General features: G+C 36.3%; 11 protein-coding genes and 2 pseudogenes. 2 read left to right on the top strand and 11 right to left on the bottom strand.

Annotated features, from left to right (window positions below; genetic code table 11):
• Positions 1-500: 500 nt before the first annotated feature.
• The gene (gene aceA, locus ABH959_RS13680) at positions 501-1,781 is read right to left on the bottom strand and encodes an isocitrate lyase (protein ID WP_404492719.1); all 1,281 of its coding nucleotides are present in this window, start codon (positions 1,779-1,781) and stop codon (positions 501-503) included.
• A gap of 649 nt (positions 1,782-2,430) precedes the next feature.
• On the opposite strand from aceA, the gene ABH959_RS13675 reads away from it, so the two are divergent.
• A complete protein-coding gene (locus tag ABH959_RS13675) occupies positions 2,431-2,655 on the top strand; it encodes a hypothetical protein (protein WP_078181419.1) in 225 nt (74 codons plus the stop codon).
• A gap of 98 nt (positions 2,656-2,753) precedes the next feature.
• Here ABH959_RS13675 and ABH959_RS13670 read toward each other — a convergent pair.
• The 3 genes and pseudogenes from ABH959_RS13670 to ABH959_RS13660 form a co-directional block, all read right to left on the bottom strand.
• Positions 2,754-3,012 (bottom strand): annotated as a pseudogene (locus ABH959_RS13670) (DUF3963 domain-containing protein).
• 167 nt (positions 3,013-3,179) lie between these two features.
• Positions 3,180-3,689, bottom strand: coding sequence for a phage tail protein (locus ABH959_RS13665; RefSeq protein WP_113935992.1), 510 nt, complete (start codon positions 3,687-3,689; stop codon positions 3,180-3,182).
• A complete protein-coding gene (locus ABH959_RS13660; RefSeq protein ID WP_016091906.1) occupies positions 3,676-4,155 on the bottom strand; it encodes a GyrI-like domain-containing protein in 480 nt (159 codons plus the stop codon). Before ABH959_RS13660 ends, ABH959_RS13665 begins: the two co-directional genes overlap by 14 nt.
• Positions 4,156-4,265: 110 nt before the next feature.
• On the opposite strand from ABH959_RS13660, the gene ABH959_RS13655 reads away from it, so the two are divergent.
• The gene (locus tag ABH959_RS13655) at positions 4,266-5,228 is read left to right on the top strand and encodes a helix-turn-helix transcriptional regulator (RefSeq protein ID WP_113935993.1); all 963 of its coding nucleotides are present in this window, start codon (positions 4,266-4,268) and stop codon (positions 5,226-5,228) included.
• Between the two features lie 281 nt (positions 5,229-5,509).
• Here the strand turns inward: ABH959_RS13655 and ABH959_RS13650 are convergent, their stop codons facing one another.
• The 7 genes and pseudogenes from ABH959_RS13650 to hcp form a co-directional block, all read right to left on the bottom strand.
• Positions 5,510-6,829, bottom strand: coding sequence for an aromatic amino acid transport family protein (locus ABH959_RS13650; protein WP_404492717.1), 1,320 nt, complete (start codon positions 6,827-6,829; stop codon positions 5,510-5,512).
• A 908-nt stretch (positions 6,830-7,737) separates the two neighbouring features.
• Positions 7,738-7,933 (bottom strand): annotated as a pseudogene (locus ABH959_RS13645) (PRK06770 family protein); the annotation flags it as partial.
• Between the two features lie 54 nt (positions 7,934-7,987).
• The gene (locus ABH959_RS13640; RefSeq protein WP_404492715.1) at positions 7,988-8,737 is read right to left on the bottom strand and encodes an ABC transporter permease; all 750 of its coding nucleotides are present in this window, start codon (positions 8,735-8,737) and stop codon (positions 7,988-7,990) included.
• Positions 8,738-9,499: an ABC transporter ATP-binding protein gene (locus ABH959_RS13635; RefSeq protein ID WP_404492713.1), complete on the bottom strand. Its 762-nt coding sequence runs from the start codon at positions 9,497-9,499 to the stop codon at positions 8,738-8,740.
• 169 nt (positions 9,500-9,668) lie between these two features.
• The gene (locus tag ABH959_RS13630; protein WP_002014108.1) at positions 9,669-10,010 is read right to left on the bottom strand and encodes a DUF1048 domain-containing protein; all 342 of its coding nucleotides are present in this window, start codon (positions 10,008-10,010) and stop codon (positions 9,669-9,671) included.
• 75 nt (positions 10,011-10,085) lie between these two features.
• On the bottom strand, positions 10,086-10,406 hold the full coding sequence (locus ABH959_RS13625; protein ID WP_002087595.1) for a PadR family transcriptional regulator: 321 nt from the start codon (positions 10,404-10,406) through the stop codon (positions 10,086-10,088).
• A 582-nt stretch (positions 10,407-10,988) separates the two neighbouring features.
• The gene (gene hcp / locus ABH959_RS13620) at positions 10,989-12,275 is read right to left on the bottom strand and encodes a hydroxylamine reductase (protein ID WP_113935995.1); all 1,287 of its coding nucleotides are present in this window, start codon (positions 12,273-12,275) and stop codon (positions 10,989-10,991) included.
• Between the last annotated feature and the right edge of the window lie 33 nt (positions 12,276-12,308).

The raw sequence follows: 12,308 nt of genomic DNA, 5'->3' as shown, positions 1-12,308 counted from the left end.
ATATCCTAATGGGTGCTTAGGCAAGATTGAAACTTAATATGAGTTTGATAATTGAGTTTCCCTTCGTTTTTGGGTGTAAGGTTTTTGGCTGGGGTGAAGTGAGGAGCTAACCTTTTCTAATTTGAAACATTTACAAATAAATTTCTCAATATAGATATACTTGTTATTTATAGTTTCAAAATTTTAAAATAAAGCGTGATAAAAATATGATGATTATTCCTTATGTTTACTCCTTGTACTAAAGATAAGATTGAATTCTCCGATCTTATCTTTTTTGTTTGTAGAAATTTAATGCAAAAAAACAGAATCCTTATAATAAGGATTCTGTAACAAGAAATGACAGATATATAGCAATAAAAAGAGTTACTTATATTATAATTTAAAAATGCAACAAACACATCGAGAAAATTCAAAATAAATAGAATATTATATATGTGTTTCTCATGCAATTTTTGTTCAAAATGCCAATGTTATTTAAGACTTTCTCCACAATAACTGAATTAATTATCTTTAAACTGCAATTCTTCCGTAGAACCTTTCAGCGCTGTCGTAGATGAAGTTCCACCCGTAATCACTTGTGCTACTTCGTCAAAGTAACCTGTTCCAACTTCGCGTTGATGACGCATAGCAGAATAACCATGCTCTTCTGCTGCAAATTCGGCCTGTTGTAATTCAGAATACGCTGCCATACCACGTTCTTTATAGCCGCGTGCTAATTCGAACATACTGTGGTTTAACGAATGGAATCCTGCAAGTGTTACAAATTGGAGTTTGTAACCATATGATGCCATTTCTTTTTGAAAGTTTTCAATTGTTTTTTGATCTAATTTTTGTTTCCAATTAAACGACGGTGAACAGTTATATGCGAGTAACTTTCCTGGGTATCTCTCATGAATTGCTTCTGCAAAACGCTTCGCATCTTCTAAATTTGGTTCAGACGTTTCACACCAAATAAGATCTGCGTACGGTGCATATGCTAGGCCACGTGCAATTGCTTGATTGAGCCCCGCTTTTGTACGATAAAAACCTTCCGTTGTTCTTTCTCCTGTAATAAATTCTTGATTAATTGGATCAATGTCGCTCGTAATTAAATCTGCTGCATCTGCATCTGTTCTTGCCACGATTACTGTCGGCACGCCCATAACATCCGCAGCTAAACGAGCAGAAATTAAATTACGTACCGCCGTTTGTGTCGGTAATAATACTTTTCCACCTAAATGTCCGCATTTCTTTTCTGAAGACAACTGATCTTCAAAATGTACACCTGCTGCGCCTGCTTCAATCATTCCTTTCATTAATTCAAATACGTTTAATTGCCCACCAAAACCAGCTTCTGCATCTGCAACAATTGGTACGAAATAATCTATATCACTGCCACCTTCCATATGCTGAATTTGATCAGCACGTTGCAACGTTTGATTGATTCTTTTTACAACAGCGGGCACACTATTCACTGGATATAAACTTTGGTCTGGATACATATGTCCAGATAAATTGGCATCAGCAGCTACTTGCCAACCACTTACACAAATTGCTTTTAAACCTGCTTTCACTTGCTGCATTGCTTGATTTCCTGTTAATGCACCAAGCGCATTGATGTAGTCTTCTATATGAAGCGATTGCCAAAGTTTCTCTGCACCGTGGCGTGCTAGTGTATGTTCAATATCGATAGATCCTCGAAGACGAATAACATCTTCGGCACAATACGGGCGTTTTACCCCTTTCCAACGTTTATCTAACTCCCAATTTTCTTGTAATTGTTGAATTCCTTCGTTTTTCATTTCTTCCATCTCCTCGTATGTTATTTTTCAGTTATTCTTTCGAGTAACTATTGCACTAAATATTTTCTTGGCCGCCTGAGTATATTCCTGGATAATGAAGATAAGAATCAACGCTTTCTTTTATTTGTTCTTGGAAGAAAGAAAGCTGCTAATATTTATTTTCCTGTTGAACAAATCCTATTTCTCTAGCTAATTTATCCAAGATATGTGATGACATATGTCGGGGGAATTTCTCTGTAAACAATTGTAGTTCATTTTGAATAGAAAGAGTCATAAAAAATGTTATGCTCTCTGTAGGAATATACAGAGAGCATAACATTTTTTCGTTTTTGGGGAACAATGAGTTTCTTAACTTGATGGCAATGTGGCGGGACCCCATGGCTATCAACCTAAAATTTTATAGTATCCCCAAAACGAGAAAATTGGCATCTCCAGGTGAAAATATACATTTTTTGCTTTGGGGCAACTAGTTTCATTAGCTTGATGGGCATATTGGTGGAACCCCGAAATGGACATTCGGGTAGGCAATTCTTCTTCTCTTAAAATAACCTTAAATATATTATAGATTTAAGAATATTAGAAAAATAAATGGTATAATTTTCTAAAACATCCTGAATAAAGTTAATTTTAGAAAAGGAGTAGAGGGGAAATGTTTCAGAAGCTCAAATTTTATTTAATCAGCCTTGTAATTAGTTCAATGTTAGGTGGGATTATCATAGGTGCTAATTTCTTGGTCCATAACATCTACTATTTAGTTGTAGGTAAAGAATTTCATTTTAATATGTGGTCTTCCATTATTATATTTAGTATCGTATTTATTTCGGGTTTCTCGTATATGTTGAAAAAGGGTCCAGATATACTTGTTAATGATTAAACCAATAGTAATTATCGTAGGCGCTACCATGATCTGGTTGGCGTCTTGTTTGTTGTTAAGGAAAGATAACAAAACAAAATTTCCTTAATCACAAGGCTTTAAAAGTAACCTATCCATAGTGATATTAAAGTTACTACTAACAAGGCAAGAAGAAATGTGATATTTCGAATTCACTTTTGTATATCATCAAAATACCGTTCTATAAATGCAACGTTGATATTAAAACATGAGAAATACAACAAAGAAGGTAAAGTTACCAAATTTATCATTCAATTTTTCATTAGTAAATGTACTTACATGAAGGAACAGTAAAGCAAAAGTTACTAAGAATAGCTCAAATAGCCTTTTTTTGCTCACGCCACCACCACCCTACAGTAATTTCCTTTCGTTTTATTTTATCTGAACGTAGTGTGTAGCAAACTGTAAATATTATTTACTTATGTAAAAAAAGGCTAACAATTCAAGATCGTTAGCCTTAATCGCGCCTTTTAAAAAATAACTCAATATAACAAATGAATGATTCTTCAACTTACACTATATTCTCCTTTTATCACAAAAAACGAACCTCGAATTGTTCCAGCAAGTTTAGACTTCTGTCTAGCAAACTTAAACTTCTCTACTAACTCCGTTGGTATCTCCATTCCCTCTGAAAGCTTAAATCCAACAGCCCGCTTCTTCGGATTATCCAATGTATACATGACGTTGACTGCAAGACCATCCTCGTAGAAGACGTACGCAAATTTAATATTTTCCACTTGAAAACGTGATGTTTCTAAAGGTTTTGCCGCAAACTCAATATCACGTTCTTCTTTCAAAATGCGGTTCACATAATCAAGAGTCTTCTCGCTTTCACTAGCTGATACAACCGTAAATTCATGCTTGTATTTATTCATAAAGTAACGTGCTTCATGGGCACGTAAACCCGCAAGTGCTTCTGCTACAGGTGAAGACTCCATGCCAGCTGTAGTTACGTTTTTAAAATCAACTATATTGGACAATTCCATCTCTCCTTTTAACACTTTACTTCCTAACAACTGGAATCCATATTTCACCAAATACTAAGCCATTTCGCTGCCCCATCTCAACTGTTGTATTTGGCCCACCAACATAGGCAAAATCTTTTACTTCTGCTAATGCTTGACCAAATGCAATACCAGTAAGCTTATTACTTAGCTCCTCAGCTGTATTGCCTTCCCCTTTAACTACTAGGTATTCTCCCCTCGGAAACTGGATAACTCTAGATTCTTCTTGTATCGTTGCCTCTGTCATGACACCAGCGTAATACATCATCTTGTTATTCACCGCTTCACTCACAGAAAAAATGTAATCATTTGTAGCTAAAGCTTTTAAAGTGTCCAACCTTCCATCTTGTTCGACGGCCAGCCAAAAGTCTGCCTTTTCCTTGTTTATGCCCGCAAAGTCTGTATAGTGGCTCTTAAGTTCAGTTCCAATACCTAACACGATAAAGCTATCTTTTTCTTCTATTGTATAATTTTTCATATTTAAAACCTTCCTCACTTTTAAATTAATCAAACGATTTATCTTTTCACTTGATGAGTTTATAATATCTTTAAATCATGTCAAAAAATGATACTGTTTAGGAGACCAACATGAAAAAAGTTGAACGGATTAATACGATCATGCGCTATATTAACAACCGCTCCCACTTTACAATTTCTGAAATCATACGAGAATTTAACATCTCACGATCGACAGCTATTAGAGACATTAGAGAAATTGAAGCCATGGGGATGCCGCTCGTCGCTGAAGTTGGCAGGGATGGAGGATATTTTGTCATGCATAACTCTATCCTGCCCGTTGTTCGCTTTACTGATAATGAGGTCAAAGCTCTTTTTATTGCCTTTATGGCCACAAGAAATCAACAACTTCCCTATTTAAAAAGTCGTCAGTCTTTAGCTGAAAAACTACTAGGACTCATCTCAGAAATCCAGCAGGATGATCTTGTTCTTTTAAATCAAATCTTGCTTTTTGAAGGGACTAACCCTCATAATCCTGACCTACTTGAGCTTTCTGACCTCCCCCATCCTATGTTAGAAAAACTCATCCAAATCCTTCTTTTAGATAGCCATTTATTGATTACCTTAAAAGAAGAGGAGGAAACCAAGTCTTATCCAATTTATCTACTGCACCTTTATCAAGAAAAAAGCCATTGGATAATTGAAGGCTTTGACATAAAAGAAGAAAAAAAGAAGATGTTTCTTGTCGATCATCTCATTAATGTCGAACCCTATACGCCGAAAAATAGATTAAGTAAGAAAAAAATTTCAGAAAAACTAGGTAAGAAGGACGAAGCAATCAACCTTGTACTTGAACTTGGTCCAAAAGCGATTACCCAGTTCAAAAAATACCATCCTATAAAAATTTCTATTTCCTATACAAATCCTTACCAATCCACAGCCATTCTAAAAACTTTTATCAATGTTAACAATCTCGATGAATTGATAGAAATAACAAATTGGCTACTTTTCCTAGGTAAAGATATCAAAATCAGGGAAGTTCCTGAAGAAGTGTTAGAAGGTTTAAAAGAGAGATTATGCTTATACTGCCCATAAGCAGTGACCCGTTACACCTAAAATAATATTGAGTTTGACTAGATGCCAGTTACCCCTATTTTCAAGCAAATAGAGAAAATATTTTATTTACTACCGCTGCTTTAAACGCTCTTCTAGTCATAACGCGAACGCAAAAAAGACATGAACTAATCTTTGTTCATGTCTTTTTATATTAGAGTTTAACCTTCGTTAAAATTCGAGTGTGGATTTATCTTATCCATAAGATCTTTCATTCTTTTTTCATATTCCACTATTTTTGAACTAAAACCAACAATAGTGACTTAGAATAATGACTTAATACTTGCTAAAACAGTAAGTACACCTACAACAATAACAAATACATTGCTCATTTTCCCTTTGTATTTAGCTAGTACTGGTACTTTACTAATCGCATACATCGGTAATAGACATAAAATAGCAGCAACTAATGGACCGCTCAGAGAATCAATAATTCCAAGAATACTTGGATTTGTATAAGCGACAAACCAGCATGTTAATACAACAAAAGTAAGGATCATTGTCTTAATTGTTTTTTCTTCAATAACTTTTCCACGTGTTTTACCGAACTTCATAATCACGTCACGCATTACCTCAAATGCTCCTATATAATGGCCAAGGAAAGACTTTGTAATAGCCACAAAAGCAATGATTGGAGCTGCAATAGTGATTACAGGCGAATTAAGCTCATTAGCAAGATATGAAAGGATTGATAAGTTTTGCTCTTTTGCCATTTTTAAATCCTCTGGAGTCAAACTCAGTGTACTACTCCAAACGAAGAACATAACTACAACGAATGTCATGATATAACAAACTTTTTGTATTTGTGCACATTTAGCATCAGTAGCTTCTATTCCATACGTAGCCTTCTGTTTCACAACAAATGATGAAATCATAGGTGAATGATTAAATGAGAATACGATGATTGGTAAAATCATTAATATCGTTCCAAAATATCCTGTTCCTGTTGAAGCAGTAGAAACACTTGAAAAGCTAAGCATTGACGTATTCCACTGTGGAATTAAAGATATTGCGATGAAAAGTAGAGAAGCTATGAAAGGATATACGAGCATACTCATGATTTTCACAGTAATATCTTGACCAAAATTTAGTATAGCAATAAGGCCGAGCACTAATACAAGAGATAAAATGGCCCTTGGAGGCTCCGGCATGTGCAATTGATGCACGATAAAACTACTTGCGGTATTTGTAAGCGCAACCGAATACATCAATACGATTGTATAAATTGAGCCAAAATATACGATGTTAAAAATGATACTTGCCTTATTTCCGAAATACTCTCTTATTGTGCCTGTAATCCCCTCATCAGCAGAATTAGAAGTGTAAATCATTTTAGCAAGTGCCCTATGTGAGTAATACATAACTGGATATGCAAGCAATGTAATTAGTAGTAATGATAATAAACCACCTGAACCTGCATTAATCGGTAAAAAGAGCACCCCTGCTCCAATTGCTGTTCCAAAAAGGCTCAATGCCCAAGTAGTATCTTGTTTATGCCACTTTTTAGGATCTAGATAGTTCTCATTTTTCACTGCATTATTTTCAGCTTGAAATTCTATTTTTTTTGCAGTATTCCCATTCATATAATAAATCCCCCTTATATCCTATTCTTACGTCTCTTTTTAGGCTTAAGAATATAGACCATTCTTAAAAAATGAACCGCTTACTAGATGCGCCATATTGTAAACGATTCCACCTAAAGCTGTCTCTCTTAATGTGCGAGGCATTTATCCTCCAACCCTATACTTACCATTGATGATATTGTTTACACCAGCTAATACGATATCCGCTGCTGCTAAACTATTTTGAAGAAATCCCCCTTCTGGTCACACACCTTTCTGTAATTAATCGTTTCAGTCTGTCCAATTTTAAAATGTTTGATATTTTCTTCGTAGGTAATCGGTTACCTCTCGACGCCCTCATTATAACGTTTATATTTGCGAGTCTAATATTTTTTTATTTTTAGAAAGACAGAATAAACAGAATTATGAATAGATAATAAATTACAATTGGTATGTAGCAATTGTGTCTATTTTTTGAAGCTGTATTAGTTAATAGAAAAATAAACATAATACAGAGTTCCTTTCGTTAACACATTGATTATATTAGGAACTCGTTATAAAGATACTTATATTTCCCTTTGCTTTCACATCTTATCTTTGACATGAAGCTGTTGTAATAAATAATACACATTGATGTAAAGGAATAAATTTAGAAAACATAAAATTATTCCCGTGAATTTTTATTGCATATAACGAATTAATATTCATTTTTCAGAAAAGAAGAACTTTTCCAAAGGAGCCTACGCACCTTATATAATGGTTATCATGTTGAGCCTGTTAAAAGAATTACACCATAAGTTTCCATTTACTATATGTAATATTTATTAAGTGTAGTTTTTTCTAAATATGCATAATTACATATTTAGAAAAAGAGAGTATACTTTCGAATTGTGTAGTAAAGATATAGCCCACCTACGGAAATAGGTGGGCTTTTCATGTATAAAAATTGCATTTATTATATGGCAATTAGAATTGAGGTCAAAATATTATCTCTTCTCTTTTAACTCTCTCAGTCTGCTTTTTCTCAACGTCTGATCCTACTTACGTACCAACTACGCAACCAGTAAAAATACCAACAACTATAGCATTAACTAAGATTGATGTGATTTTAATCCACTTTTCCAAACATATATATTATTTCAGAAGATTTAGTTGCAATAGAACACCGAACTGATGGTTTTACCCTAACTGACGTTTAAATGCTTTACCAGCGAAGAAGTAAGCGATAACCATAATGCCAACGCACCAAGCAAGTGCAATCCAAATATCCTTGCCAACAGTCCCTTCATATAAGAGGGCACGAATCGCATTCACGATTGAAGTCACAGGCTGGTTTTCAGCGAACGCACGAACAATTTTTGGCATAGTTTCGGTAGGAACAAAGGCCGAACTAATAAAGGGCAGAAAAATTAGTGGGTACGAGTAGGCTGTCGCCCCTTCCATAGACTTCGCTGTCAACCCAGGAATGATAGCCAACCATGTCAGCGCCAGCGTAAACATCCCGAGTATTCCAGCTACCGCGAGCCAATCCAGAATATTAGCACTGGAACGGAAGCCCATTAAGAGCGCAACAAGGATAACCACCACGATAGTAAGCACATTAGCAACAAGTGATGTTAATACGTGAGCCCATAATACCGACGAACGCTTGATAGGCATAGTAATGAAACGTGCCATCAGCCCGCTCTTTACATCCGTAAACAACCGTATGGAAGTGTAAGCGACACCGGATGCGATAGCCATCAGCAAGATTCCCGGCAATAAATAATTGACGTAGTTATCCGTTCCTGTCTTTATGGCGCCGCCAAATACGTAGACAAACAACAGCATCATCATAATCGGCGTAATCGCTACTGTAATAATTGTATCTGGACTGCGCATGATGTTACGCATTAAGCGCCCTAATAATACCCCTGTTTTGCTTTTCATTTACATCTCCTCCTTTTTTCCAATGATCGCAAGGAAAATTTCTTCCAATGTCGGCTGCTTCTCGATATACTCCACCTTTGTTGGCGGGAACATCTCTTTAAGTTCTGTAAGAGTGCCAGTCGTAATAATTTTTCCGCCATGCAAGATAGCGATACGGTCCGCCAGTTGTTCGGCTTCCTCGAGGTACTGAGTTGTCAGCAAGATGGTTGTGCCGCCGCCGGCAAGTTCCTTGACGGTATCCCACACTTCAATCCGCGCTTCGGGGTCAAGCCCTGTCGTCGGTTCATCGAGAAAAATGACTGCTGGCGTCCCAATCAAACTCATCGCGATGTCAAGCCGGCGCTTCATCCCACCTGAGTACTGGTCTGCCCTCTGGTTGGCTGCATCAGTCAGGCTGAATCTTGCAAGCAAATTGTCAGCGACTTGAGCGGGACTAGAAACTTCACGCAACTTGGCAATCATTATCAAGTTTTCTCTCCCCGTGAGCATACCGTCTAAAGCTGCGAACTGCCCTGTCAGACTGATACTTTGACGAACATGATCCGGTTGACGCTGAACGTCAAAACCACAAATACCTACTTCGCCGCCATCTTGCTTCATCAGCGTCGAGAGGATATTGACTATCGTCGTCTTGCCCGCTCCATTTGAGCCCAGCAGCGCGAAAATTTCGCCACGCTGCACTTCAAAATCCACCCCTTTTAACACTTCCTTATCTTTAAAGGATTTTTTTAACCCTTTTACAGAAATCGCTGTGTTGCTCATGCTTTTTTCCTCCTTGAAAAATGTTTTGTAAAGTTAGACTGCCTGCACTCCTCTATTTAGTATCACTGATAATCTGTATTACTTAGTACTGGTTTAAAAATATAACTGAATAGCGATGGTGGCAATTCACATTTGTAACCAGCTAATCAGTCGGTATTACCTGTTGCATTTATTTTTTTCTCAATTGCTTCATGATACTTTCGTTCAAATCTTCACGATACTTGGAAACATAAGTTTTAGCATTTGCCACTAGTTCGTCAGCAAAGGATGCCACGTCCTCCCCAGTTATTTCTAGCACTTGTCTGCCTTCCGCCGCACCGGCTTCAAACAAATCGATTAGTTCATACTGTATGTGTAGCATATCCATCCCGTTACCAGCTGAAAAATTCCACATGTAGTTTTGAATTTTCTTAAACACAAACTGATAGTCCTCTGGCAGAGCTCCAACCCGTGCCATCATCATTTTGTACTCTTTTTTATCACCAATTAATTTTTTGAACATTTCCAACATATTATTTTTCCTCCTTTTTTATAAAGCAGAACAAGAAACTCCCAAAATATCGGCCGAATATTTAATCTTATGAGGCTAGTTTGACTTCAAGACGTTAATTTTTGATGATACAAAATCCCATTTTCTCCAAAACAATTCAAGCTCCTGACGGCCATCCTCATTTAGTGAATAAAACTTGCGAGGCGGCCCCATGTCTGACGGTTTCTTTTCAATATTCACAAGTTTTTTCTTCTCTAATCGCACAAGGATGGTATAGACCGTTCCTTCCACGACTTCAGTAAACCCAAGATCATTCAGGTGGCGGGTAATCTCATAGCCATAAGTTTCACGGCGGCTAATGATTTCCAGAACACACCCTTCCAGTGAACCTTTTAGCATTTCAGTTAAATTTTCCATATTCTTATCCTCCTTTACCCCCTATTCTGTCTGACTTATATTCAGTATCACAGAGTACTAAGGCTAATTTTTACTGAATAGCTTTTGAGAAACCTCACTATTCAGTATTACTTATTACAACTACATTGTATGACTAAGTAGATGTAATGTCAACTCGATTTTTAAATTTTTTCTTAAATCCGCTTTTGCCTATTGGATACTGAATATATTTTTAAAAACTACGCTATTCAGTATTACCCATTACCCCTACATTGTATGACTATGTAGATAGAATGTCAACTCGATTTTTAAATTTTTTCTTAAATCCGCTATTATCTATTGGATACTGCCTATTTTCTTCTTAAGAAATCTCACCACATACCTATCCAGCTAAGAAAAGGAAATACCCAAAACAAAAATTCCGCATTTTTATTTTGGGCGTTATAATATTCCGAAGTTAATGAATGTGGATAGCTTTCCTTATTAAAAAGACGGATCATTTTTTTGTTCTTCTACTAATGCACCTGTGCATCTAATACATGAGCTTGCGAATACATACAAACTCTTTATAAAGTCAACTCTACATATAGGACATCCTTTTTGTTACGATAACATCATATTCATGTCTTCTGCTGCGGTTGTAATTAGTTTTAAACCGAATGTCTCTTGTAATACATCAAGCACACCAGGTGAAATAAATTCAGGTGCCTTTGGACCAATGCGAATATCTTGAATACCAAGACTAAATAGCCCAAGTAAAATGGCAACCGCTTTTTGTTCAAACCATGATAGAACAATACTCACTGGCAATTCATTCACTTCACATTGAAAAGCATCAGCTAAAGCGGCCGCTATTTTCACTGTAGAAATTGAATTATTACATTGTCCTAAGTCAATGTAACGCGGAATCTCCGTATCAGGTACAACACCATAATTTACATCATTAAAACGGAATTTCCCACAAGAAGTTGTTAAAATAATCGTTTCTGGCGGAAGTGACGTTGCTAATTCACGATAGTATTCCCCGCCTTTTCCTGGTGCATCACAACCTGCGATAACAAAGAAACGCTTAATTTTCCCTTCCTTTACTGCCTCAATAATTTCTGGAGCTAATGATAATACTGTATTATGATGAAACCCTGTTACTAACTGTTCATCCGACTCCATATGTACTTCTGGAAGTTCTAGCGCTTTTTGAATCACTGGTGTAAAATCGTCATTTTCAATTTTTTGTACGCCCTCTAAGCCTGCAATATCATATGAAAAGAATCGATCAGAGTATGATCCTTTAATTGGCATAACACAGTTCGTTGTAGCTAATATAGCACCAGTGAATTTTTCGAAAAGTCGTCGTTGATCGTACCATGCCTTACCAATGTTTCCTTTTAAATGTTTATATTTTTTCAGTTGTGGATATCCGTGTGCTGGTAGCATTTCAGAATGCGTATAAATGTTAATTTCTTTTCCTTCTGTTTGCTTTAATAACTCTTCTAATGCAAATAAATTATGACCAGTAACTACAATTGCCTTACCTTCTACATGGTTCTGCGTAATTTGAACAGGCTCCGGAACACCAAAGTGATTCGTATGTGCCTCATCTAATAACTCCATTACTCGTAAAGCCGATTTCCCTACTTTCATAGCCATATCAATATGTTCTTGTTCATTAAAGTTAGAATTTGTTAATGTCATATATAGCGCTTCTTGAGTTGTAGCATCTACAAATGCATCTGTATACCCTAGCTGCGCAGCATGTGTACGATAAGCCGCTATTCCTTTTAATCCAAACACAATCGTATCTTGTAAACTTGCAATTGTTTCATTCTTACCACAAACACCCATCACTTTACATCCGCCTGTTGGCGTTTGTTCACATTGATAACAAAACATATCATCCCACCCTCTCCCAATCATTCATTACAA

This window comes from Bacillus sp. RC51 (genome assembly GCF_044908115.1).
Taxonomy (GTDB): domain Bacteria; phylum Bacillota; class Bacilli; order Bacillales; family Bacillaceae_G; genus Bacillus_A; species Bacillus_A mycoides.
The sequence above is the reverse complement of the archived record's forward strand: the minus strand, read 5'-3'. Positions and strand labels throughout refer to the sequence as shown.

Excerpts from the sequence above, each read along its gene's own strand:
- aceA (WP_404492719.1), bottom strand. The coding sequence starts at position 1,781 with ATGAAAAACGAAGGAATTCAACAATTACAAGAAAATTGGGAGTTAGAT.
- ABH959_RS13675 (WP_078181419.1), top strand. The coding sequence starts at position 2,431 with ATGTTTCAGAAGCTCAAATTTTATTTAATCAGCCTTGTAATTAGTTCA.
- ABH959_RS13660 (WP_016091906.1), bottom strand. The coding sequence starts at position 4,155 with ATGAAAAATTATACAATAGAAGAAAAAGATAGCTTTATCGTGTTAGGT.
- ABH959_RS13655 (WP_113935993.1), top strand. The coding sequence starts at position 4,266 with ATGAAAAAAGTTGAACGGATTAATACGATCATGCGCTATATTAACAAC.
- ABH959_RS13650 (WP_404492717.1), bottom strand. The coding sequence starts at position 6,829 with ATGAATGGGAATACTGCAAAAAAAATAGAATTTCAAGCTGAAAATAAT.
- ABH959_RS13640 (WP_404492715.1), bottom strand. The coding sequence starts at position 8,737 with ATGAAAAGCAAAACAGGGGTATTATTAGGGCGCTTAATGCGTAACATC.
- ABH959_RS13635 (WP_404492713.1), bottom strand. The coding sequence starts at position 9,499 with ATGAGCAACACAGCGATTTCTGTAAAAGGGTTAAAAAAATCCTTTAAA.
- ABH959_RS13630 (WP_002014108.1), bottom strand. The coding sequence starts at position 10,010 with ATGTTGGAAATGTTCAAAAAATTAATTGGTGATAAAAAAGAGTACAAA.
- ABH959_RS13625 (WP_002087595.1), bottom strand. The coding sequence starts at position 10,406 with ATGGAAAATTTAACTGAAATGCTAAAAGGTTCACTGGAAGGGTGTGTT.
- hcp (WP_113935995.1), bottom strand. The coding sequence starts at position 12,275 with ATGTTTTGTTATCAATGTGAACAAACGCCAACAGGCGGATGTAAAGTG.